This is a genomic window from Deltaproteobacteria bacterium GWC2_55_46, from assembly GCA_001595385.3.
In the GTDB taxonomy this organism is placed as follows: domain Bacteria; phylum Desulfobacterota; class GWC2-55-46; order GWC2-55-46; family GWC2-55-46; genus UBA5799.
On sequence record LVEI03000001.1, the window covers coordinates 2,199,608 to 2,222,317 of the forward strand.

The 22,710-nt window shown below is 56.1% G+C and carries 22 protein-coding genes and 1 tRNA gene; all 23 read left to right on the forward strand.

The window, feature by feature from the left end:
* Complete coding sequence (locus A2V21_310395) at positions 1 to 2,475, forward strand: NADH dehydrogenase (quinone) subunit G (GenBank protein ID OIJ74633.1); 2,475 nt, start codon at positions 1 to 3, stop codon at positions 2,473 to 2,475.
* 46 nt (positions 2,476 to 2,521) lie between these two features.
* Positions 2,522 to 2,995, forward strand: coding sequence for a hypothetical protein (locus tag A2V21_310400; GenBank protein ID OIJ74634.1), 474 nt, complete (start codon positions 2,522 to 2,524; stop codon positions 2,993 to 2,995).
* A gap of 24 nt (positions 2,996 to 3,019) precedes the next feature.
* Positions 3,020 to 4,054, forward strand: a complete 1,035-nt coding sequence (locus A2V21_310405; GenBank protein OIJ74635.1) for an NADH-quinone oxidoreductase subunit H — start codon at positions 3,020 to 3,022, stop codon at positions 4,052 to 4,054.
* A complete protein-coding gene (locus A2V21_310410; protein ID OIJ74636.1) occupies positions 4,051 to 4,623 on the forward strand; it encodes a hypothetical protein in 573 nt (190 codons plus the stop codon). Before A2V21_310405 ends, A2V21_310410 begins: the two co-directional genes overlap by 4 nt.
* A gap of 68 nt (positions 4,624 to 4,691) precedes the next feature.
* Complete coding sequence (locus A2V21_310415) at positions 4,692 to 5,186, forward strand: NADH-quinone oxidoreductase subunit J (GenBank protein ID OIJ74637.1); 495 nt, start codon at positions 4,692 to 4,694, stop codon at positions 5,184 to 5,186.
* A complete protein-coding gene (locus tag A2V21_310420) occupies positions 5,186 to 5,488 on the forward strand; it encodes an NADH-quinone oxidoreductase subunit K (GenBank protein ID OIJ74638.1) in 303 nt (100 codons plus the stop codon). The genes A2V21_310415 and A2V21_310420 overlap by 1 nt, the downstream gene beginning before the upstream one ends.
* Before the next feature lie 2 nt (positions 5,489 to 5,490).
* Complete coding sequence (locus A2V21_310425; protein OIJ74639.1) at positions 5,491 to 7,005, forward strand: NADH-quinone oxidoreductase subunit M; 1,515 nt, start codon at positions 5,491 to 5,493, stop codon at positions 7,003 to 7,005.
* A gap of 17 nt (positions 7,006 to 7,022) precedes the next feature.
* Complete coding sequence (locus tag A2V21_310430) at positions 7,023 to 8,462, forward strand: NADH-quinone oxidoreductase subunit N (GenBank protein ID OIJ74640.1); 1,440 nt, start codon at positions 7,023 to 7,025, stop codon at positions 8,460 to 8,462.
* An 18-nt stretch (positions 8,463 to 8,480) separates the two neighbouring features.
* Complete coding sequence (locus A2V21_310435) at positions 8,481 to 9,947, forward strand: cation:proton antiporter (protein ID OIJ74641.1); 1,467 nt, start codon at positions 8,481 to 8,483, stop codon at positions 9,945 to 9,947.
* Positions 9,944 to 10,192, forward strand: a complete 249-nt coding sequence (locus A2V21_310440; GenBank protein ID OIJ74642.1) for a hypothetical protein — start codon at positions 9,944 to 9,946, stop codon at positions 10,190 to 10,192. Before A2V21_310435 ends, A2V21_310440 begins: the two co-directional genes overlap by 4 nt.
* A gap of 20 nt (positions 10,193 to 10,212) precedes the next feature.
* Positions 10,213 to 11,964, forward strand: a complete 1,752-nt coding sequence (locus A2V21_310445; protein OIJ74643.1) for a Na(+)/H(+) antiporter subunit D — start codon at positions 10,213 to 10,215, stop codon at positions 11,962 to 11,964.
* Positions 11,965 to 11,969: 5 nt separating this feature from the next.
* Positions 11,970 to 12,821 carry a 4-(cytidine 5'-diphospho)-2-C-methyl-D-erythritol kinase gene (locus A2V21_310450; protein OIJ74644.1) on the forward strand — a complete coding sequence of 284 codons (852 nt, stop codon included), beginning with the start codon at positions 11,970 to 11,972 and terminating at the stop codon, positions 12,819 to 12,821.
* A 66-nt stretch (positions 12,822 to 12,887) separates the two neighbouring features.
* Positions 12,888 to 12,962, forward strand: a tRNA-Gln gene (locus A2V21_310455).
* Between the two features lie 34 nt (positions 12,963 to 12,996).
* A complete protein-coding gene (locus A2V21_310460; GenBank protein OIJ74645.1) occupies positions 12,997 to 13,932 on the forward strand; it encodes a phosphoribosylpyrophosphate synthetase in 936 nt (311 codons plus the stop codon).
* A gap of 54 nt (positions 13,933 to 13,986) precedes the next feature.
* Complete coding sequence (locus tag A2V21_310465; GenBank protein OIJ74646.1) at positions 13,987 to 14,637, forward strand: hypothetical protein; 651 nt, start codon at positions 13,987 to 13,989, stop codon at positions 14,635 to 14,637.
* A 42-nt stretch (positions 14,638 to 14,679) separates the two neighbouring features.
* Positions 14,680 to 15,234, forward strand: a complete 555-nt coding sequence (locus A2V21_310470; protein ID OIJ74647.1) for an aminoacyl-tRNA hydrolase — start codon at positions 14,680 to 14,682, stop codon at positions 15,232 to 15,234.
* 75 nt (positions 15,235 to 15,309) lie between these two features.
* Positions 15,310 to 17,331 (forward strand): sodium-translocating pyrophosphatase, encoded by a 2,022-nt coding sequence (locus A2V21_310475; protein ID OIJ74648.1) that lies wholly within the window; start codon positions 15,310 to 15,312, stop codon positions 17,329 to 17,331.
* A gap of 79 nt (positions 17,332 to 17,410) precedes the next feature.
* Positions 17,411 to 18,502, forward strand: coding sequence for a redox-regulated ATPase YchF (locus A2V21_310480; protein ID OIJ74649.1), 1,092 nt, complete (start codon positions 17,411 to 17,413; stop codon positions 18,500 to 18,502).
* Positions 18,503 to 18,793: 291 nt separating this feature from the next.
* The gene (locus A2V21_310485; protein OIJ74650.1) at positions 18,794 to 19,057 is read left to right on the forward strand and encodes a hypothetical protein; all 264 of its coding nucleotides are present in this window, start codon (positions 18,794 to 18,796) and stop codon (positions 19,055 to 19,057) included.
* Entirely contained in the window at positions 19,023 to 19,265 is a 243-nt protein-coding gene (locus A2V21_310490) for a hypothetical protein (protein ID OIJ74651.1), read from the forward strand. Before A2V21_310485 ends, A2V21_310490 begins: the two co-directional genes overlap by 35 nt.
* Positions 19,266 to 19,632: 367 nt before the next feature.
* Entirely contained in the window at positions 19,633 to 20,139 is a 507-nt protein-coding gene (locus A2V21_310495; GenBank protein OIJ74652.1) for a hypothetical protein, read from the forward strand.
* Positions 20,057 to 21,268, forward strand: coding sequence for a hypothetical protein (locus tag A2V21_310500; protein ID OIJ74653.1), 1,212 nt, complete (start codon positions 20,057 to 20,059; stop codon positions 21,266 to 21,268). The genes A2V21_310495 and A2V21_310500 overlap by 83 nt, the downstream gene beginning before the upstream one ends.
* Before the next feature lie 16 nt (positions 21,269 to 21,284).
* The gene (locus A2V21_310505; GenBank protein ID OIJ74654.1) at positions 21,285 to 22,637 is read left to right on the forward strand and encodes a hypothetical protein; all 1,353 of its coding nucleotides are present in this window, start codon (positions 21,285 to 21,287) and stop codon (positions 22,635 to 22,637) included.
* Positions 22,638 to 22,710: the final 73 nt, after the last annotated feature.

A 22,710-nucleotide genomic window follows, 5' to 3' on the forward strand; every position in this document is an offset into this window, starting at 1 on the left:
ATGGTAACTATAAAGATAAACGGAATAGAGGTGGCGGTAGAGGAGAATACCCTCATACTGGACGCCGCGAGGCAGGCTGGCTTCGATATCCCTACCTTCTGCTACCAGGCCGACCTCATGGGCATAGGCTCGTGCAGGATGTGCCTTGTGGAGATTGAGGGGCAGAAAAAATTGCAGCCCTCGTGCGTTACTCCCGTGTTGAACGGGATGGCCATCAATACCGAGACAGCCAACGTGCAGGCCGCCAGGGCCGGCGTGCTCGAGTTCCTGCTGGCCAACCACGCCATGGACTGCCCGGTCTGCGACAAGGCGGGCGAGTGCGAGCTGCAGGACATGGTCCACAAGCACGGCCCCCACACCGGGAGGCACGCTGAGCCCAAGTTCAAGTTCCACCAGAAAGATTACCAGTTAAGCCCGGTCATCATAAAGAACTCCAACAGGTGCGTGCAGTGCATGAAGTGCGTAAGGGTCTGCCGCGAGGTAGTCGGGCAGAACGTGCTCGGCGCCCTCGGAAGGGGAGACCACCAGGAGCCTACGAGCTTCTTTAGAGGCCTCCTTGACTGCGACCACTGCGGCAACTGCATCGAGGTATGCCCTGTGGGCTGCTTCATGAGGCTTCCCTACAGGTACAAGGCGCGTCCATGGGACCTGAAGGGGGCGGATACCGTCTGCCCGTACTGCGCCACCGGGTGCAGGACGGTCCTTGAGGAAAGGGACGGGACTGTCCTGAGGTCAAGGGCCCAGCTCGGCGTAGGCATCAACAGCGAAACGCTTTGCGCAAAGGGCAGGTTCGGCTTCGACTACATCTCCAGCCCGGAGAGGTTGACCTCCCCGATGGTAAGAAAATCCGGGAACCTCGTGGCTGTGAGCTGGGAAGAGGCATTCGACTACATAAAGGAAAAGACAGGCTCGATATCCCCTGACGCTATAGGAGGCATAGCCTCGGCGAGGCTTACGAACGAAGAGCTATTCTCCTTCCAGAGGCTCATGAGGGGCGCCATCGGCACCGCGAATATCGACTCGACCTCAAGGTGGCCTTCTGAGGCCGTCGAGGGCTTTATTTCCGCGATGTCCATGGACTCAGGGGGCACGTCGATATTCGACTGCGTGACCTCTGACGCGGTCCTTGTGATCGGCTCCGCTGTCTCCGATGAAAACCCGGTCGTCGACTATATTTTAAGGCGCACTTCGGGCGCCAGGAACATGAACCTGATAATAGCCTCGTCAAGAGGCATGAAGCTCGATAGCTCCGCCAACCTGACCGTAAGGCATACGCCGGCCGGCGAGGGGGCCCTCCTTGAAGCTATAGCTGCCATACTTGCCGGTAAGGAGTCGGAGGCCAAGACACTCGATTCCGCCGGGGTCTCCATAGAAGAGGTAAGGGCTGCCGCTGCGAAGCTCAAGGGCTCCGAGAAGGTAAGCGTCATGGCGGGGACCGCCTTCCTGAGGCACCCGCAGGGCATAGGCGCGCTTTCTGTCTTTATAAGGACGCTCGAAGGGCTTGGCAAGAAGGTCTCAAAGCTACCACTCCTTGACAGGAGCAACCAGCGCGGCGCGTGGGAGATGGGAGTCCACCCGGGATTGGAGCCCGGATACAAACGGGGGGCCAAACAGGGCCTGGGCACCGACCGTATGCTGGAGGCCGCGAGGGGCGGCTCCATTGAGATGCTCTATCTCGCCGGGACCGACGTCCTCGCGATGTATGGCGACGAGTCGTTCGCCAGGGAGGCGCTCTCCCGGCTTAAGCTCCTTATAGTCCAGGACCTCTTCATCACAGAGAGCGCGAGGCTTGCGCATGTGGTGCTGCCAGGGGCGGCTCTCGCTGAGAAGGACGGGACCCTTACCAACCAGGAAGGCAGGGTGCAGGCGACTAAGAGGATAGCGAACCCGCCGGGACAGGCAAAGACGGACCTCGAAATCTTCTCTGCCTTCGGCAATTGCCTGGATGGCGCCTTCCCGGCAAAGGCGGACCATGCGGCGCTCTTCGATGAGATAAGGCTTGCTACCGGCACCTACGCAGGGGTAAGCCTTCTCTTCAACAATAAAAAGACCAAGCACAACGGGCTTGATAATAAAGAAGCGCTTGTCATGGCCGCTGCTGCGAAGATAGAGGCAAGCTCTGATTTCAAGGCGGAGGCGACAGCCGGGCCTCAGGGCTATCCCTTCATACTCGTCACTGGAAATCACCTTTTCCACTCCGGCAGGGTCTCGAGGAAGTCCGAGAGCCTCATGGGGCTTCTGAAGGAAGCGATCGTGGAGATAAGCGAAGAGGACGCGGCGAGGCTCGGCCTTTCAAGCGGCCAGAAGGTGAAGGTAAGGGGCAAGAACTACGAAGCGAGCCTGCTGCTGCGGACGCGCCAGGGCACGAAGAGCGGAGTAGCCTTTATCCCTGAGAATTTTGAGAGCGCCCCGGTCAACAGGTTCTTCAAAAGGGGCGAGGGTCTGCAGAGGGTCGCGATAGAGAAGTCGTATTGACCGGGTTTGAAAAAAAAACAGGAACGCCTCTTAAAGGAGGTAGGGAATGATCGACGCAAAATTGTTGAGGGAAGTCCAGTTTTTTGCCGACCTTACGGACAACGAGGTTGCCGCTATCGCCCCGATAGTGAACAAGAAAAGCTTCAAGGTCGGGGACACGATCTTCAAGGAGTCCGAAGACGGCCAGTCGATCTTCATAATAAGGAGGGGAGAGGTAAAGGCCTGCAAGACCGCCCCTGACGGAGAGCTCTTTACCCTTACAATAATGAAGGACGGAGATATCTTCGGCGAGATGAGCTTCCTCGACGGCAGGCCAAGGTCAGCTACCGTAGTGGCCGTCTCCGACCTCGAGACGTACGTAATAGATAAGCAGGACTTTGAAACGCTTGTAGACGATCACCCGAGGATAATATACAAGCTCCTTAGAAATATCGTGTTCACTATCCATTCGATAGTGCGCGGCATGAACTCGAGATATATAGAGATGATAAATTACATGTGGGGCAGAAAAAGAGGGTAGGTTTTAACCCTCGGAATAGACAAGATGCCGGATACAGGAACCCTGATAGAAGTATTGATAATAATCGTGAAGGTGTGGGCCGTGACCGCGATCCTGTTCAGCCTTCCCATGCCCCTTACCTGGATGGAGAGGAAGGTAGCGGGCCACATACACGTGAGGCTCGGCCCCATGAGGGTAGGCCCGCACGGGATCCTGCAGCCTCTGGCCGACACGCTCAAGCTCATACTCAAGGAGGATATCGTCCCTGAAAAGGCCGACAGGTTCCTCTTCAAGCTGGCGCCGCTTATCGCCATGGTGCCCGCGTTCCTTGTCTTCGTGGCCATACCTTTCGGCGACAAGGTCACCATCCCGTTCATTGACAAGGAGCTTACGCTCTACCTCTCAGATATGAACGTCGGCATCCTCTACATACTCGCCATAGGCGGCCTGGGCATCTACGGGGTCATCTTCGGCGGATGGGCGTCAAACTCAAAGTACGCGCTCCTGGGCGGCCTCCGTTCGTCGGCGCAGATGATAAGCTACGAGATATCCCTGAGCTTCGCCGCCATCGGCGTTGTTATGATGTCCGACTCTTTAAACCTGCTCGACATGGTGAGGAGCCAGGCCGGCGGCATATTCCACTGGAACATCCTGTACCTTCCCATCGGGCCGGTGTGGTTCGTGATATTCCTCATCGCGGCCCTCGCCGAGATGAACCGCATACCCTTCGACCTCCCGGAGGACGAAGGCACACTGGCCTCTGGTTTCCATACCGAGTACAGCGGCATGAGGTTCTCGTACTTCATGCTCGCCGAGTACATCGCGCTTGTGACGGTATCGGTCCTCACCGTCATAATGTTCTTCGGCGGGTGGAACCCGCCCATAGACCATCCGCTCTTTAACATGGTGCCGGCCTTGTTCTGGTTTATCGGCAAGGTGGTGTTTTTCATATACTTCTTCATGTGGCTCAGGTTCACTCTCCCACGGTACAGGTATGACCAGCTTATGACCATCGGCTGGAAGGTGCTGATACCGCTTTCGCTGGTTAGCGTGCTTATAACAGGGTTGATGAAAATATGAGTAACGGCGCAAGCAGGATAGCAGACTTCATAAAGAAGGCCCTTTTCGTCGATTTCATCAAGGGGCTCGCTATAACGCTCAGGTATAACGTATCGAAGAGCATAACGCTCAGGTACCCTGACGAGGAGAAGTGGGTCCCGTACAGGCGCTTTCGCGGCCAGCACACGCTCAACAAGGACGCGAACGGCAGGGAGCTCTGTGTTGCCTGCGAACTCTGCGCCAAGGCCTGCCCCACGAAGTGCATAACCGTCATCCCGATGGAGGACGATTCTGGCATCGGGATATCCGACAGGGTTGCCAAGGTCTGGAAGGTCGAGCTTACGAGGTGCCTGTTCTGCGGGTACTGCGAGGACGCCTGCCCGACAAAGGCGGTAAGGCTCGGAAGGGATTTTGAGCTTGCCTGCGTGGACCTCTCCTGCACTTCAAAGGCGAAGGAAGAGCTTCTGAGGCCGCAGTCGATCCCCGAGAGCATACAGGGCGGTTTCGTAGTAAGGTCGAAGTTCGTGAGGTCGCCTGAAGGCATAAAGGTGGTCCCGGACCTGAGGATGTCGAAGAAAAGGCCCTTATAGAGGCCGGTTGCCCCCGCCACGCGTATTTAAGGGCGAGGGGGCGAGATATATATATACCAAGGACGATTATGGAAAAATTTTTCTTCCTGATGTTTGCCGTCACAGCCGTCTGTTCCGCTACGGCGGTGGTCTCGCTCAGGAACCCGGTTCACAGCGCTATCTCGCTCATGCTCTGCCTTTTCCAGGTGGCGGCCCTCTTTATCCTTTTGAGGTCACCGTTCGTAGCCATGGTCCAGGTATTCATATACGTTGGCGCGGTCATGGTCCTCTTCCTTTTCGTGGTCCTTGTGCTCGACATGCGAAAGACCATGATGGAGACGTTCCCGCCGGTGGACAGGAGGCTTGTCTTCGGGGTCATCCTGGTCCTTGCCGCCGAGATGCTCTTTTTCATATTCGCCAGCCCCGGGGTCGACGTCGTCCCGGCGCCCACAGACGGGTCAACGGTTGAATCCATCGGGAAGCTGCTTTTCACGAAGTACCTCTTCCCGTTCGAGGTCGTATCGGTCATCCTGCTCGCGGCGTTGGTCGCGGCGTTAGTCATGGTAAAGGAGCGTAAGAGCTGATGGTCCCGATCTCCTGGTACATAGCCCTTGCCGCGATCCTGTTCCTTATCGGGGTGGCCGGGGTCCTTACGAGGCGCAATATCATAATCGTCCTTATGTCCATAGAGCTGATGCTCAACTCGGTGAACATAAACTTCGTCGCGTTCTCGTATCTCCTTAACGATATGAACGGGCAGATATTCACCATCTTTACCATAACGGTCACAGCGGCAGAGGTGGCTGTGGCGCTCGGCATACTGATAGCACTTGTAAGAAACAGCAAAACGTTCAATGTCGACGAGCTCGACACGTTGAAGGGGTAGTGATGGCCGGTCACCTTCTGAGTCTGATAATCTTCCTCCCGCTGCTGGGCGTGCTCCTCCTGCTCTTCATCAGGGACGAAAGGGCGCTCCGCTGGGTAGCCCTTGCCGCGGCGGCAGCCGACCTCGCCCTTACGATACCGCTGCTGTCCGGCTTCGATAACTCGACGCACAACATGCAGTTCGTCGAGAGATACGAGTGGATACCGTCGTGGAATGTATTCTATTACCTCGGCATCGACGGCATAAGCGTGCTCTTTATCTTCCTTACCGCGTTCCTGGGCGTCATATGCGTGCTCGCGTCATGGAACGCCATCCAGAAGAAGGTAAAGGAGTTCATGATATCGCTCCTGGTCATGCAGACCGCGATGTTAGGGGTCTTCGCTTCGCTTGACATGTTCCTGTTCTACCTTTTCTGGGAGGCGATGCTCATACCCATGTACCTCCTGATCGGCATATGGGGCGGGGCCAACCGCATATATTCGGCAATAAAGTTCTTCATCTATACTCTGGCCGGCAGCATACTGATGCTCGTCGGGATGATAGCCCTTTATTACGCGGGCGGCGGCACACTCGACATACCGGCCCTTATGCAGACGAAGTACTCGTTCGCATTCCAGGCATGGGTCTTTATCGCCTTCTTCATAGCCTTCGCGGTGAAGGTCCCGATGTTCCCGTTCCACACATGGCTGCCTGACGCGCACGTCGACGCACCGACCGCCGGCAGTATAATACTGGCTGGAGTCATGCTCAAGATGGGCACCTACGGATTCCTCCGGTTCTCGATCCCGATGTTCCCGGACGCGTCAAGGTACTTCGCCACGCCGATAGTCATCATATCGCTCGTTGCCATAATCTACGGCGCGTTCCTGGCGCTCGCGCAGAAAGACCTCAAAAAGCTCATCGCGTACTCGAGCATAAGCCACATGGGCTTCATAACCATGGGCCTCTTCCTCTTCAACAAGAACGGGGTAGAGGGCGCGATATTGCAGATGTTCAACCACGGAATAACGACCGGCGCGCTCTTCCTTTGCGTCGGGATAATATATGAAAGGACGCATACGAGGGATATAGGCGACTACGGATGGGCCGCAAGCCGCGTGCCTTTCTACGCCACCTTCCTTTTCATATTCTCGATAGCTTCACTTGGTTTTCCGGGTACGAACGGCTTCATAGGGGAGCTTCTTATCGCGTTCGGAGCCTTCGAGGCGTACAAGCCTTATCTGATATTCCTGCTCATAGGCATCGTCTTTGGCGCGGCCTATATGCTCTGGATGTTCAAGAGGATGGCCTATGGAGCGGACACCCACGGACACGGAGGGCACGGCCATGGGGGAGACGACCACGGCCATAAGGTATGGGATATAGACTTCCGTGAGGCGCTGGCGCTGGCCGCCTTCATAGTCTTTGTCTTCTGGGTCGGTTTCCATCCCGAGGACTTCCTCGGCTATATGCACGAATCGGTAAGCAATCTCATAAGCCAGGCTAAGGCCAACAAGCTTTTGGTCTCAGGATTCTGAGGCGCACAGGGGTATAAATGTTCTTCTCAACAGCAGACATAATAGCGGTACTGCCAGAGATAATCGTCTCAGGCGCGGCATGCCTCCTGCTGCTCGTGGACCTGGTCTTGCCGCGCGCAAAGAAGGGGGCCATTGCGTTCCTCTCCGTCATAACCGTGCTCGTCGCCGCGTGGTTCTCATATAACCTCGCGGGCATGAGCGCGACGGCCTTCTCGGGGATGTTCGCGGCAGACAATTACTCGGCCTTCTTCAAGCTCATCTTCTACGTCGTGACGGTCTTCACGATACTCGTCTCGCTCAAGTACCTGAAGACCGAGGAGATAGACATGGGCGAGTATTACGTCCTCATGCTCTTCTCCCTCACAGGGATGATGGTCATGGCCTCTGGCGCTGACCTCCTGACCATATACCTGGGCCTCGAGCTTGCGTCGCTGCCTGTCTATGTGCTCGTCGGATTCCTTCAGAAGAACAGGAAGTCGAACGAGGCGTCGATGAAGTACATCATACTCGGCGCCTTCTCGTCGGCTATCCTCCTTTACGGCATGTCCCTTGTATACGGCCTGACCGGCACGACCGAGCTTTCAGCCATAGCGGAGGCCCTTAGAAGCGGCTCTACCCAGGGGCCTCTCTTCGCGGTCGCCATTATAATGCTCGTGGCAGGTTTTGGCTTCAAGATCGCCGGATTCCCATTCCATATGTGGGCGCCCGACGCTTACGAAGGGGCCCCGACGCCCGTTACGGCTTTCATGTCCGCCGGGCCTAAGGCAGCGGCCTTCGCGGCGATCCTCAGGGTCTTCATCGAGGGGCTCCAGCCGGCGTACGGCGAATGGCAGATGGCTGTCGCCGTCGTGGCGGTAGGAAGCATGGTGGTTGGCAACATCACAGCCATAATGCAGACCAGCATAAAGCGCATGCTCGCCTATTCAAGCATAGGGCACGCCGGTTATGCCCTCCTCGGCCTGGTGGCCGGAAGCGAGGAAGGGGTCGCCGGTGTCATGTTCTACATGTTCACCTACTCCTTCATGAACCTCGGCATATTCGGCATCGTGATAATGATGAGGAAGGACGGACAGTCCGGCGACCAGATAAGCCATTACGCCGGGCTTGCCAAGTCCAATAAGCTTACGGCACTTGCCATGCTTATATTCCTTTTCTCGCTCGCCGGTATTCCGCCTACGGCCGGCTTCGTCGCCAAGTTCTACGTCTTCATGGCCCTTATAAACAAGGGCATGGTAACGCTCGCGGTAATAGCGGCCTTGATGAGCGCAGCCGCGGCCTACTTCTATATAAGAATAGTCATGCTCATGTACATGAAGGAGCCTGAGAAGGAGTTCGCCCTTGTGAAGTCCTGGGGCCTGCTCTGCGTTCTGGTAATAGCCCTGGCGGCTGTCGTCGCCCTCGGCGTTTATCCGTCATACTTCATCAATCTCGCGCGCGGCGCGGCGTTGCCTTTATAGGGAAGGGAAAGGAATAGAATGGAAACGATCGTCTCCATAAGACCGTTCATAGCGGTTTTGGCCTCGACGCTGGCCGTGGCCCTGATCGTCCTGTCCAAAAACAGGCCGAATCTGAGGGAGTTCTGGTCGTATGCTGCCGCCGCCGTCAAGTTCGCGGTGGTAATATCGCTCATACCTGACATATACGCCGGGAAGATTGTCGAGTACACTGTCCTGAGCATTCTTCCGGGCATCGAGCTTAAGTTCAGGGTCGACCCGCTTGGCCTTTTCTTCGCTATCACCGCCTCTTTCCTCTGGATAATCGCGACGACGTACTCCATCGGGTATATGCGCTCTTTAAACGAGCACGCGCAGACCCGCTATTACGCCTGTTTCGCCATAGCGCTCGCCTCGGCCATAGGTGTAGCCTTCTCGGCGAACCTCTTTACGCTCTATCTCTTCTACGAGATACTGAGCGTGATGACCTATCCGCTTGTGGCGCACCATGAGGACGACGAGGCCTGGGAGGGCAGCAAGAAGTACATCGTCTATCTCATGGGGGCGTCGAAGACGTTCCTCCTGGGCGCGCTCATACTGACGTACATGCTCACCGGCACGCTCGATTTCAAGCAGGGCGGCATCTTCACGACCGATATGTCGCAGCTTCTCGTGACCATCACCTATATATGCTTCCTCGCGGGCTTCGCCAAGGCAGGCATCATGCCGCTACATAACTGGCTGCCGTCCGCGATGGTCGCCCCGACGCCAGTGAGCGCACTCCTGCACGCGGTCGCGGTCGTCAAGGTCGGCGTCTTCTCCGTGGTGAGGGTGATGCTCGACGTCTTCGGTATCGATGTCCTCTCTGCCTTCAACCTCGGCATGCCTACGGTCTATTTCGTCTCGTTCACGATAATTCTGGCTTCGATAATCGCCCTTACGAAGGACGATCTCAAGGCGAGGCTCGCTTACTCGACAGTCAGCCAGCTCTCATATGTCATACTCGGCGTGGCGCTGCTGACGCCCCATGGCATAACCGGCGGCATACTTCACATCGGGAACCACGCCTTCTCGAAGATCACGCTCTTTTTCTGCGCAGGCTCGATATTCGTGGCCTCTCACGTCAAGAAGATCAGCCACCTTAGCGGCATCGGCCACAAGATGCCCGTTACGATGGCTGCCTTTACAATAGGCTCATTGAGCATGATCGGCGTCCCGGCGGTGGCGGGGTTCACCAGCAAATGGTATATGGGCATCGGCGCGATTGAAGCCAAGGATATCGTCCCGCTTATCGTCCTTCTGTCGAGCACGGTCCTTAACGCGGCGTACTTCCTCCCGATCGTCTTCAAGGCCTTCTTTGAGAGCCCTGAGGGCAACACGCATATCGAAGGAGTAAAGGAAGCCCCTGGCTTCGTCCTTGTGCCGCTCATTATAACGGCGGTCATAACCGTAGGGATAGGGATCTACCCAGACTTTTTCCTGTCGCTGGCTGAGAGGGTCCTGAGATGAGACTTGAGAAGATCTTCGATAACCCGCAGAGGTTGCAGACCCTCAAGTGGGTCTTGTACGCGGCGATGGCCGTTTTCATCGTCCTCGACTTTGTTATCCCGAGGCATCACGTCGAGTTTTTCTGGGACGAGGTCCCGGGGTTCAGCGCGGCCTTCGGCTTCGCGGCCTTCGTTGTCGTAGTGGTAGTAGCGAAGGCCCTTGGAAGGCTCTTTCTGCAAAAAGACGAGGACTATTATGAAAAATAGCCTCAGGGGAATGGACTCATATGCCTAACTGGATACATCCGGCCGCCATACTCGTACTCGGCTCGATCCTTATCCCGCTCTTCAAGGGCAGGGTGAGGCAGGCCTATATACTCCTGCTACCGGCGCTCGCTTTCCTGAGCGTGCTTACGATGGACTACGGGACCTACGGAACGTATCACGTCCTCGGCCTTGATATAACGTTCGGGAGGGTAGACAGGCTCTCTTACGCCTTCGCCTTCATATTCACGCTGATGGCGTTCATAAGCGGCGTCTACAGCCTCAATGTGAAGGAGAGCGGCCACCATATAGCCGCCTATGTCTACGCCGGGAGCGCCACCGGCCTCACTTTCGCCGGTGACTACCTGACGCTCTTCCTTTTCGCGGAGTTCATGGCCTTCGGCTCCTTGTGCCTCATCCTTTACAGAAGGACGTCGGAGTCGACCAGGGCGGCATACCGCTACATACTTATGCACATCTTCAGCGGCGTATGCATGCTGGGAGGCGCCCTTCTTCAGTATTCCCAGACCGGCAGTTTCGCCTTTGACCATGTAACGGCAGGCGGGCTTGCCGCGGTCCTCCTCTTCATAGGCTTCATAACAAACGCCGCAGTGCCGCCCTTTAGCGCGTGGCTTACTGACGCGTATCCGCTGGCAACGATACCTGGCGCCGTCTTCATGTCTTCCTTCACCACAAAGAGCGCGGTCTATACGCTGGCGAGGGGCTTCGCGGGGACAGATATACTCATAGTGCTCGGTGTCATAATGGCCGTCTATGGCACTATATACGCTATCCTTGAAAACGACATCCGGCGGCTCCCGGCCTACTCGACCATAAGCCAGGTCGGCTACATGGTCACGGCGGTCGGCATAGGCACCGAGCTTGCCATAAACGGCGTTGCTGCGCACGCCTTCGCGCATATACTCTACAAGGGCCTTCTTTTCATGGGCGCCGGCTCTGTCCTTTATATGACAGGCAGGTCGAAGCTCACGGACCTTGGTGGCCTCTATAAGTCTATGCCGTGGACCTTTGTCCTCTATATGGTCGGTGGGCTTGCGATATCTGCCATCCCGCTTACCAGCGGCTTTGTCAGTAAATCTCTGATCCTCTCGGCCGCCGGCGAAGAGCACCTGATGCTGGCCTGGGTATTCCTGACGCTCGCCTCTGTCGGCACGTTCATCCATACGGGGCTTAAGCTTCCGTATTATACCTTCCTTTCCAAGGACTCAGGGGTACAGGCAAAGGACCCGCCGAAGAACATGCTTATAGGCATGGGCCTTGCCGCCTTCATGTGCATATTCATAGGCGTCTTCCCGCAGTTCCTCTACGGGCTGCTGCCGTACGCGCTGGAGTATCATCCTTATACCGCCGAACATGTGGTCTGGACCGCACAGATGCTTGTTTTTGCCGGATTCGGGTTCATGGTCTTCAAAAAGCACCTCGCCGGGGAGAGGACCATAAGCCTCGATACCGACTGGTTCTACCGCAGGGGCGGCGTGATGTTCCTGAAGCTCGCCTATGGCCTGTTCGGAGCGCTTGACGATATCATCAGCAACCTTTACAGGCATATACTCTCCGGCGTCAAGAAGGCGGCAGCCCTGTGCTGGGCGTTCGACTTCAAGTGGATCGACGGTATAGTCAACGGTGTTGCCGGGCTGGTCGTATACGTATCCGGGGATCTCCGCCGCCTGCAGACCGGCAAGCTTCAGCACTACGCGATAACAATACTCCTGGGGCTTCTCTTCCTCGTAAACGCAGTAATCTTCTTGTCTTAAGGGCCATGTCCCTCAAGGTACTTTCCCCCGCCAAGGTCAACCTGTTCCTGCGCGTACTGCGGAAAAGGCCCGACGGGTACCATGATATATATTCCCTCATGCAGCCCGTGTCCCTCTTTGACGAGGTCACAATCGACCTCAAAGAGGGGCGCGGGATAACTGTAAGCTCTGATAACAGCGCCCTGCCCGATGGCCCTGAAAATCTCGCCTACCGCGGAGCCTCTCTCTTCCTTAAGACCGCTGGCATAGAAAGATCGGTCAAGATCCATATAAGAAAAAGGATCCCTGTCGGGGGCGGGCTTGGTGGTGGAAGTTCTAACGCCGCTTCAGTTTTGTTGGGGCTCAACGCCCTTACAGGCGCTTGCCTTGACGAGGATGTGATGCTGCGGACGGCATCCGGTTTAGGCGCGGACGTGCCTTTCTTCATACTCAAGTCAGGCGCTCTGGCCACAGGGACCGGCACGACGCTCCAGAAGGTCAATTTGCCGGAAATTCACTATGTTCTGGTAAACCCCGGGTTTCATGTCTCCACGGCCTGGGTATATAGCAATTTGGACTTGACAAAAAAAACCGAAGATAATATCTTAACATATTCCTTTGAGTCCATCGGGGGGGCTGAAAGCCTTAAGGGTTTGCTTTATAATGACCTTGAGGCCGTGACATTGAAAAGGCACCCTGAGCTGGGTAAGCTTAAAAGGACCCTTGTGGACAACGGCGCCATCGGCGCTCTCATGTCGGGAAGCGGCCCGACGGTCTTTGGGATGTTCAAAGACGGGGATACGGCCCGGAAGGCGAGCGTGGCTATAAAGGCAAGCCTTGATGAGAGGTCTTTGGTCTTCGCCGTGAAAGGCATTTAGTTTCTGCCAAAGCTCAAGCGCTTTGGGTCGCTTTTTTTTCAGCAACAGTTGGAACCGGGGTACTGCTGGGGCGTCGCCAAGCGGTAAGGCACGGGGTTTTGATCCCCGCACCCGGAGGTTCGAATCCTCCCGCCCCAACCATGTTGTACTTAAACTTAAAGCTGGATAGGACACGATGGATAGGATAAAGGTATTCGCGGGTAATTCGAACAAGGCGCTCGCGGTCGAGATCTGCGAACACCTTGGAATAGAGCTTGGTAAATCCGACGTCAGGAGCTTCAGCGACGGCGAGGTATATGTAGATATACAGGAGAGCGTCAGGGGCGTTGAGGTCTATGTCGTCCAGTCCACCTGCATGCCATGCAACGACAACCTGATGGAGCTTCTTATAATGCTCGACGCTTTCAAGAGAGCGTCGGCATGTTCAATAACAGCCGTTATACCTTATTACGGCTATGCCAGGCAGGACAGGAAGGTAGCGCCGAGGACACCGATATCAGCCAAGCTGGTCGCGGACCTCATAACCGTCGCCGGGGCCACCAGGGTCGTATGCGTAGACCTGCACGCCGGGCAGATACAGGGGTTTTTCAATATCCCGGTCGACCACCTCTACGCGACACCAGTGCTCTTGAGCTACATAAAGGAGAACTTCAATAACGACGTTGTCGTGGTCTCGCCTGACGCGGGCGGCGTCGAGAGGGCGAGGGCCTTCGCGAAGAGGCTCGGGAGCACGCTTGCCATAATCGACAAGAGGCGGCCCAGGCCCAACGTCTCCGAGGTGATGAACATAATCGGAGAGGTCGAGGGCAAGACAGCCGTGTTGCTTGACGACATGATAGATACCGCGGGGACCATAACCCAGGCCGCTGTCGCCTTGCAAAACAATGGCGCAAAGCACGTATACGCCTGCTCGACGCATGCGGTGCTTTCGGGGCCGGCTATCGAACGGATCGATAACTCCCCTATAAAGGAACTGGTCGTGACAAATACCATCCCCATGAGGGAGAGCGCCAATTCTCCAAAGATAAAAAGGCTTTCAGTCGGCCCGCTCCTGGGCGAGGCGATAAAGAGGATACACTACGGCGAATCGGTAAGCTCACTTTTCGTCTAAACAATTTAAAATCGATTCAACGCCTAACTTTTTGAATAATACCGGAGGAAACAGATGGAACAGATAAATCTTGCTGCTCAGCAGAGGAATGAAAGGGGCAAAGGCCCCGCGGGAAGGCTCAGGGCGAATGGAATGGTGCCTGGCGTCCTGTACGGCCCAGGAGTCGAAGGGGCGATCGCGGTGACGATCGGCCTTAAGGAGCTCGATAAGGCGCTCCATACACACGCGGGCGGCAACGTCCTTGTGAACCTTGACATAGCCGGAGATAAGAAGCGCACCGTCATGTTCAAGGAGGTGCTCCGCCACCCCCTCAAGCGTACGGTAGAGCACGTAGACCTCCTTGAGGTACAGATGGACCACAAGGTCGTGGTCGAGGTCCCGGTCCACCTTGTGGGCAAGGCGGCAGGTCTGGCTTTCGGCGGCATAGTCCAGCACGAGACCAGGAAGGTCAGGCTGGAGTGCCTGCCAGGGAATATCCCGGACAGTATCGATGTTGATATCACCCCGCTTGGAGTAGGCCATTCCTTCCATGTCAAGGATATCAGCCTCAAGGAAGGGCTTGTGGCGCTCGACGAACCGGAGCTTACGGTCGTCTCTATAGTGGCCCCGACAGCCGAGGTCGCGCCAAAGACGGCTGAAGAGGTCGAGGCTGAGCTCGCGAAGAGCTTCGAGGAGAAGGAAGGGGCCAAGAAGGAGAAGGAGTAATACTCCTTCTTAAGCTTCCATGCCGCCACGGGGGGTCGCCTGTTGCTGCTCATAGTTGGGCTGGGAAACCCCGGAACCGAGTACGCCAGGACCAGGCACAACGCCGGCTTTATGCTCATCGACCGCCTGAGCGAGGCCTACTCTATCAGGATGTCAAGGCATGGCAAGGGGGCTTGGGGCGCTGGAAGGATAGCTGGCGCGGAAGTCACCCTGCTAAAGCCCCTTACATACATGAACCTCAGCGGTCAGGCTGTCTCGGAACTCCTTGGGGAATATCCTGAGCTTTCGGGTTCTCTTCTTCTGGTTTATGACGACTGCGACCTCCCGCTCGGCAAGGTAAGGATCAGGAAGAGCGGGGGTAGCGGCGGCCACAGGGGCCTTTCGTCTATCATAAATACGCTCGGCACAAAAGATATCCCCAGGGTACGGCTGGGCATAGGACGGCCAGAGGACGGGGACGTAGTCGAATATGTCCTGAGCCAGTTTGCTCCTGATGATCTGCCTCAGCTGGAAGAGATGCTTGGCCGCGCCAGGGAAGCTGTTGAGTCAATAATAGCCAACGGCATAGAGCAGGCGATGAACAGCTTCAACTCCTGATCCTTCATTCGTCCCGTTTTTTTTGCACCCCGCAGCCCCGAGAAGGCCAAATACCTTTAAGAGGGTGGCCATAAAATGCCTAAGATAGTCCTTTACGCGCCTCTTCTTGGCGCAGCCGGTCTTGTAATCACACTCTTTATCTATCTGTACGTAAAGAACCTTCCTGTCGGGAGCGGGAAGATGAGGGAGATCTCCGACCTCATACATTCCGGCGCGATGGCCTATCTCAAGAGGCAGTACACGATACTGGTTCTGTTCCTCCTTATAGTCGCTGCTGCCCTCGCCTTCTACCTTGGCATACCGACCTCGATAGCGTACCTTTGCGGAGGGGCTTCCTCCATGCTCGCGGGTTTTTTCGGCATGAAGGGCGCTACAAAGGCGAATGTAAGGACCGCGGAAGCGGCCAACAGGTACAAGCCGGACAGCTCGAAAGCCCTGACAGCGGCTTTTTTCGGCGGCTCGGTAATGGGCCTTTCGGTAGCGAGCCTCGGCCTTATCGGCCTGGGTATCTTTTTTATATTCTACGGGAGGCCTGGCGAGGCCCAGGTGATAAACGGCTTCGCTATGGGGGCCTCTTCGATAGCCCTTTTCGCCAGGGTCGGGGGCGGCATCTATACCAAGACAGCTGATGTCGGGGCAGACCTCGTCGGAAAGGTCGAGGCCGGCATACCTGAGGACGACCCGAGGAACCCGGGTGTCATAGCCGACAATGTCGGCGACAACGTCGGCGACGTCGCTGGCCTGGGCGCGGATATTTTCGAGTCTTACGTCGGGGCGGTTGTGGCCTCGATAGCCATCGGCGCGACTATCTCAGCCGATAAGCTCGAGGGGCTTGCCTCAAGGGAAGTCCTCATGTCATATCCGGTCCTGCTGGTGATGGCTGGCCTTCTCGCCTCCCTCCTGGGCCTGGCCTCCATGCGGATACTCCGCAGGTTCGGCCCGGCGAGCGCGCTGAGGTATTCCTCTCTCTTGTCCGCCGCAATTTTTCTTGGTCTCGCGTTCCTTCTGACTGTGCTCGTTGAGTGCGGCATGGGCTGCTACCTGGCGGTAGCAGCGGGATGCCTCGGAGGAAGCCTTATAGGTCTCATAAGCGAATTTTATACCGGTGGAAAGCCGGTTGAGAGGATAGCGCGGTCGTCGGTCACTGGAGCAGGGACGAACATCATAACCGGCATAGCCGTCGGGCTTGAAAGCTGCGCTCTACCTCTTATCGCCATATGCATCGCCATCTATATAGCTAATTACGCGGCAGGTATCTACGGCATAGGGATAGCCGCGGTAGGCATGCTCGCCACAACCGGGATCATAATGAGCGTGGACGCGTACGGCCCTGTAGCAGATAACGCCGGGGGCATATCCGAGATGAGCGGCCTTGGCGAGGATGTCCGCAAGATCACCGACAGCCTCGATGCCCTCGGCAATACAACCGCGGCGATAGGCAAGGGCTTTGCCATAGGCTCCGCAGCCTTAACCGCTATCGCGCTTTTCGCGGCCTTCGGAGAGTCTGTAGGGGCGGCCACCGGCAAAACGCTGGAGATGTCTCTTTCGGACCCTAAGGTCATGATCGGGATGCTTATAGGCGGGATGATACCCTTTTTCATAGGGTCGCTTACGATGACGAGCGTCGGCAAGGCGGCTATGAAGATGGTGGAGGAGATAAGGAGGCAGTTCAGGGAGATCCCTGGGCTCCTTGAGGGCAGGGAAGGGGCGAGGCCCGATGTAAATAGATGTATCGATATAAGCACCAGGGCGGCGCTCAAGGAGATGGTGCTGCCAGGCGTGCTCGCCGTCGCCGCCCCTGTATTCGTCGGTTTTGTCTTTGGCGCCAAAGCCCTCGGAGGGATGCTCGCCGGGGCGACGGTAACTGGGATACTGCTTGCGATTTTCATGGCAAATGCCGGCGGCGCATGGGATAATGCTAAAAAATATATTGAAAAAGGAGAGTTCGGGGGCAAAGGTTCTGAGGCCCATAAGGCGGCCGTGGTAGGCGATACCGTAGGCGACCCGTTCAAGGACACGTCAGGCCCTGCCATGAACATACTCATAAAGCTCATCAGCATAATCTCGCTCACTATCGCTCCGCTTCTGGCTCAATAGTTTTAACAGGTAAAACTAACAGGGCACTTGTGCCCTGTTTTTATTTTAAGGACAATAATATCAAGGAGAGCTGCTTCAGATGGGATTCAATTGCGGAATAGTAGGCCTGCCTAACGTGGGCAAATCGACGATATTCAACGCCATGACAGCGGCAGGGGCGGAGGCTTCAAATTATCCGTTCTGCACTATAGACCCGAATATCGGCATGGTGCCGTTGCGCGACGAGCGCATCTTCAGGATAGCGGAGCTGGTAAAGCCTGAAAGGGTCCTGCCCACGGCGGTCGAGTTCGTAGATATAGCCGGAATAGTGAAGGGCGCGAGCAAGGGCGAAGGACTTGGGAACCAGTTCCTCGGCAACATCAGAAGCGTTGACATGATAGCCCACGTCGTAAGGTGCTTTGAGGACGAGCAGGTGGTCCACGTCGACGGAAGGGTCGACCCGAAGGGCGATATCGAGGTCATAAACACCGAGCTCATACTATCGGACCTTGAGTCGCTCGATAGAAGGCTTGAGAGGGCCGCCAAGATGGTCAAGTCGGGAGATAAGACCGTTGCCGAAGCGATGCCTGTCTACCTTGAGCTCAAGAAGGCCTTTGATGAGGGGCGTATGGCAAGGAGCGTTCTTGACCACGATACAGCGCTTCTTGTAAAGGACCTCAACCTCCTTACGGCGAAGCCGGTCATATACGTGGCCAATGTGGGCGAGGACGACCTCGCTGGAGAGTCTCAGGCGGCTAAGGCCGTCAAGGAGTACGCTCTTTCCGAGGGAGCGGGGTTCGTAATAATCTGCGGCAAGATAGAGTCCGAGATAGCCGAGCTCTCTGAAGAGGAAAGGGCCGAATTCCTCTCCGGCCTCGGGCTTAAGGAGTCCGGGCTTGACAGGCTCGCTGGCGCGGCCTACAGAGTGCTGGGGCTTATCACATATTTTACCGCTGGCAAAAAGGAGGTCAGGGCCTGGACGCTCGAGGCAGGGGCAAAGGCCCCGGCGGCCGCTGGAGTCATACACAGTGACTTCGAGCGGGGGTTCATAAGGGCTGAGGTCATGGCTTACGATGACTTCCTCAAATACGGCTCTGAGGCCGCGTGCAGGGAAAAGGGCGTATTGAGGCTGGAAGGGAAAGACTATGTCGTAAAGGACGCCGACATTATGCACTTCAGGTTCAACGTGTAGCGGTCTTGCGATTTTGGAGGAGATATTGAAACCCCCCGTCTTGTCGCGGGGGTTTTTTATTCTGGACTAAAGTACAGTTGACAGCACGTTTGGCCCTGCCGTCATTGACAATTTTTTTCTTAAAAAGTATAATATTTAGCACTGATGTAAGTTCCGCCCTGATTATTGTCAGAAGTTGACTATAAAGAGAGGTCTTCGCAAAAATCAGTTGAGCTTGAAATGCGAGGGCCTTTTTTTTATGGCCTTGTAATGTGCGTATTACGCACAAATTTCGTGAGGGGGAGGGGCGAATTGTCCAGGGAGAAGGTAGATCCGGAGATTTTCTACGAAGGTTTCAGGCATTCTGGGCTGGAGATAAGGGATTTGCTCTGGCCGCTGGTTTCCTTGAGCCCTCGCGAGCGGGCGGTGTTCACGGAATACCACTATTGGAAGACGCACATGAAGGTCATAGCTCAAAGCCACAGGATCTCACTCGGGAGGACGTATGAAATACTCTACAGGGCAGAGGAAAAGATCTCAGTTGCAAGGGCACAGGAAGAGGAGAAGGACGATTGAAGTCCGCGAGAAAGCGACAAAGGAGCATGAGGTCAGCTGGGTGGATTACAAGATCATGAAGCAATATAAGCCGCTTGGAGAGATACTGGACAGCATGCGGCTTTATGGGTACAGGGGAGGGATAGAAGAGATCATTAATAAGGCCTGGAACCCGGCTGAGGATGGTTTTCAGGACTGGACGGCCAGCGGGAAAAAAAAGACGAAATAAAATAACGCGCTCTAATATCAAAGGGCCAGGCAGAAATGCCTGGCCTTTTTTTTCGTTTTGAGAAAGGCGGGCAGAATAAAACCGGGCCATTTTCACCAGCAGTACCGAAAGTTAGGGGAATGCGGGTAGAAACCGGACACCATATGTAAAAGCGAGCGTCATGGAGGGCAGTATGGAAAACAATAACGCCTTGAGCGCACCCGGTAAAAAGACTTTCGGTTATTACAGGCCTTCCAGGCCAAGGGTCCTCCTGAGAGAGCCTGAGGTCTGCATGGAATGCAATAAGGTCTACCTGGCACTGTACTCGCTAAGGTGCTGCGGGGACCACGAAGGCCTTGAAAAGATATGAAAACTACAAGAGGTTTTGATGGCGATAGATTGGCAGGCCGTAAGGAAAGGCTTTGAGGCGGGTGTCGCGGAAGATGAGCTTGCGAAAGGTTTCGGCTGCAATGCCGGGACGGTCCGGAGAAGGGCAAAGAAGGAGCGGTGGAAAACAGGCGAACGGAGAAAAGCAGGGAAGAAAACGGCTGCCCTCGGCGCGGCAGCCGACCACAGGTCCCTTCTTAACGGCGTAAAGAGGCGGCTTGTGAAAGGGCTTGAGAACGAAGACGTGAAAAAGGGGCTTGAGGAGCTGAAGGTCGCCAAGACAGCGCTGGAAGTCCTTTCTGATTACATGAAAGAGGAGAAGCTGGCGTTGGGACTTGTCGAGAAGGTAAGCGAAGAACAGGAGCGTAAAGATGCCGAGGCCCTTGCCGTCAAGATGGCTCAAGCTACGGCCCCATCAGGAACAGATGAGGCTCTGGAACGAGGGGAAGAGGTTCGCGGTTGTACCGGCGGGAAGAAGGAGCGGCAAGACCGAGATAGCCAAACGTAAGCTCGTCGTAAGCCTTTGTGAAAAGAAGGATTGGCAGGACCCGAGGTACTTTGCTGCGGCCCCCACGAGGGAGCAGGCAAAGAGGATATTCTGGAATGACTTGAAAGAGCTTACGCCGAGGGAGTGGATATCAAAGATATACGAAAGCGAGCTCTGCGTGAAGACCCGTTTCGGTAGCGAGCTATGGGTCATAGGGCTTGATAAGCCGGAAAGGATAGAAGGGGTGCCCTGGGACGGCGGGGTGCTTGACGAGTACGCCAACATGAAGGAGCCGGCGTGGACAGAGAACGTAAGGCCGGCCCTTTCCGATAGGCGCGGCTGGTGCTGGTTCATAGGCGTGCCTGAAGGACTCAATCACTACAAGGCCCTGGCAGATTACGCCATGAGCGCTGTAGACCCGGACTGGGGCCTGTACGGGTGGCATTCATCCGGGATATTGCCGTCAGATGAGATCGAGGCCGCAAAAAGGGTGCTCGACGCGAAGACCTTCAGGCAGGAATATGAGGCGAGCTTCGAGGGCTCTTCAGGCAGCGCGTATTACGCATACGACCCGGCAAGGCACGAGGACCCGTCGATCGCGCTGAGGATGGACTTGAAGATCGCCCTTTGCTGCGATTTCAACGTGGACACGTGCGTGTGGGAGGTCGTCCAGACAGACGGGAGGTCTGTCTGGACCGTAGACGAGATCGCGCTCAGGAATACCAACACGGCAGAGATGGGGAAGGCCTTTCTTCAAAAATACGGCGGCCATAAGGCCGGGATAGTGCTCTACGGGGATGCCGCCGGAATGGCAAGGTCTACAGCCGGGAAGAGCGATTACGCAATCCTTTATGACCTTGGGCTTAAGGCCCAGAGGGTACGAAAGTCAAACCCGGCTGTGCGGGACAGGGTCAATGGTGTAAACGCCATGCTCGAGAACACGCGCGGGGAGGCACGGCTCTTTCACCATCCAAGGTGCGCTTACCTTAGAAAGGACCTTGAGACCGTCGAGTGGAGAAGCGGCGGCTCCGAGATAGACAAGTCGAACCCCGAGCGCACTCACGCGTCGGATGCGCTCGGGTACTTCATCGAGTGTGAGTTCCCTTTAAGGATCGACAGGCCGGACCCCGGTGTAAGGTTCTACAAATAAAATTCGGAGAGCGTGCATGACAAGAGAGGACCTTGAACGGACGCACCATCTGTACTCGACTTTCGTTGACGAATGGATCTTCTACGTCAGGTCCTACTTCGGGGGCAGGATGTACAGGGACGGCGATTACCTGCTTCAGCACCCGTTCGAAAGCTCTTCCAATTACGCCAGAAGGAAGGAGACGAGCTATTACTACAACTACTGCGGCCCGGTGATCGATATCTTCGTGTCGCACCTGTTCAGGAAGGACGCGTTCAGGGATTACGGCGCGCTTTCCGGGGACAGCCTTTTTAACCTGTTCCTCAAGGACGCCGACCTGGAGGGGAATACATTCAGGCACTTCATGCGGGAGGCGCAGAGGTTCGCGAGTGTCTATGGCAGGGTCTCTATTATCGTCGACAAGCCCCAGGCGCTGGCGGTCACGAGGGCGGAGGCTGAGGATTTCGGCATAAGGCCCTACCTCGCGCTCGTTACGCCCGAGAACCTGCTCGACTGGTCGTACGTAAGGCTGCCCTACTCGGGCAAGTTCGTCCTCGATATGGTCAAGATAAAAGAGGCGCCAGGGACGTACAGGATATGGAACAGGGACGGCTGGGAGCTGTGGCAATGCGTCGAAGGCACGGGCGAGGTGAGGCTCGCTGACGCCGGATGGCACGGGCTAGGAGAGGTGCCCATGGTGAACCTCTACAACAAGCTTTCAGGCACAAGGATGATCGGCACATCGGATATACAGGACATAGCCGACATCAACAGGAACATATACTACCTATGCAGCGACGCGAGGGAGATAATAGAAAATACGGCCTTCCCAATGCTTGCGGTCCCGTACTCACGAAACGAATCGGGCGAAAAGGAGCTGGGGCCGAGAAACATTCTGCAGTTCGATCCGGCCGAGCCAAACTCCAGGCCATATTGGCTGGAGGCCCCGCACTCGTCGCTCTCCGAGATAAGGGAGTGGGTGAGGCATGATATCGAGGAGATATACAGGATAGCCAAGCTCGGAGGGGTCAGGTCCGTCGAGGATTACGGTGGCGCAAGGTCCGGGGCAGCCATAGAGCTCGAGTACCAGCAGCTCTATTCGACCCTTAGCGAAAAGGCGGACAATATCGAGCAGGCAGAGGCAAAGGTCCTGGAGCTTTGGGCGAAGTGGGAGGGACGGAGCTTCGATGGGTGTATCGACTACCCTGATGATTTCTCGGTAAGGGACGTCGACAAGGAGCTTCAGAACGCGTTCAAGGCGCAGGGCGCGGCTGTCGGTTCATCGACTTTCAGAAAAGAGATCCAGAAAAGGATAGTACGTTCGGTACTGCCAAAGGCTGGAGATGAAGTGATGGATAAGATCTGCGTTGAGATCGAGGCTTCGGCGTAAAAATAGGAAGGTGCGCATCTTTTATACCCCGGAAGAGGCGCGGCGTATTCAGGGGGATACGGGAAAGGAGAGA

Coding starts and splice junctions, on each gene's coding strand:
- A2V21_310395 (OIJ74633.1), top strand. CDS start 1: ATGGTAACTATAAAGATAAACGGAATAGAGGTGGCGGTAGAGGAGAAT.
- A2V21_310400 (OIJ74634.1), top strand. CDS start 2,522: ATGATCGACGCAAAATTGTTGAGGGAAGTCCAGTTTTTTGCCGACCTT.
- A2V21_310405 (OIJ74635.1), top strand. CDS start 3,020: ATGCCGGATACAGGAACCCTGATAGAAGTATTGATAATAATCGTGAAG.
- A2V21_310410 (OIJ74636.1), top strand. CDS start 4,051: ATGAGTAACGGCGCAAGCAGGATAGCAGACTTCATAAAGAAGGCCCTT.
- A2V21_310415 (OIJ74637.1), top strand. CDS start 4,692: ATGGAAAAATTTTTCTTCCTGATGTTTGCCGTCACAGCCGTCTGTTCC.
- A2V21_310420 (OIJ74638.1), top strand. CDS start 5,186: ATGGTCCCGATCTCCTGGTACATAGCCCTTGCCGCGATCCTGTTCCTT.
- A2V21_310425 (OIJ74639.1), top strand. CDS start 5,491: ATGGCCGGTCACCTTCTGAGTCTGATAATCTTCCTCCCGCTGCTGGGC.
- A2V21_310430 (OIJ74640.1), top strand. CDS start 7,023: ATGTTCTTCTCAACAGCAGACATAATAGCGGTACTGCCAGAGATAATC.
- A2V21_310435 (OIJ74641.1), top strand. CDS start 8,481: ATGGAAACGATCGTCTCCATAAGACCGTTCATAGCGGTTTTGGCCTCG.
- A2V21_310440 (OIJ74642.1), top strand. CDS start 9,944: ATGAGACTTGAGAAGATCTTCGATAACCCGCAGAGGTTGCAGACCCTC.
- A2V21_310445 (OIJ74643.1), top strand. CDS start 10,213: ATGCCTAACTGGATACATCCGGCCGCCATACTCGTACTCGGCTCGATC.
- A2V21_310450 (OIJ74644.1), top strand. CDS start 11,970: ATGTCCCTCAAGGTACTTTCCCCCGCCAAGGTCAACCTGTTCCTGCGC.
- A2V21_310460 (OIJ74645.1), top strand. CDS start 12,997: ATGGATAGGATAAAGGTATTCGCGGGTAATTCGAACAAGGCGCTCGCG.
- A2V21_310465 (OIJ74646.1), top strand. CDS start 13,987: ATGGAACAGATAAATCTTGCTGCTCAGCAGAGGAATGAAAGGGGCAAA.
- A2V21_310475 (OIJ74648.1), top strand. CDS start 15,310: ATGCCTAAGATAGTCCTTTACGCGCCTCTTCTTGGCGCAGCCGGTCTT.
- A2V21_310480 (OIJ74649.1), top strand. CDS start 17,411: ATGGGATTCAATTGCGGAATAGTAGGCCTGCCTAACGTGGGCAAATCG.
- A2V21_310495 (OIJ74652.1), top strand. CDS start 19,633: ATGGCGATAGATTGGCAGGCCGTAAGGAAAGGCTTTGAGGCGGGTGTC.
- A2V21_310500 (OIJ74653.1), top strand. CDS start 20,057: ATGAGGCTCTGGAACGAGGGGAAGAGGTTCGCGGTTGTACCGGCGGGA.
- A2V21_310505 (OIJ74654.1), top strand. CDS start 21,285: ATGACAAGAGAGGACCTTGAACGGACGCACCATCTGTACTCGACTTTC.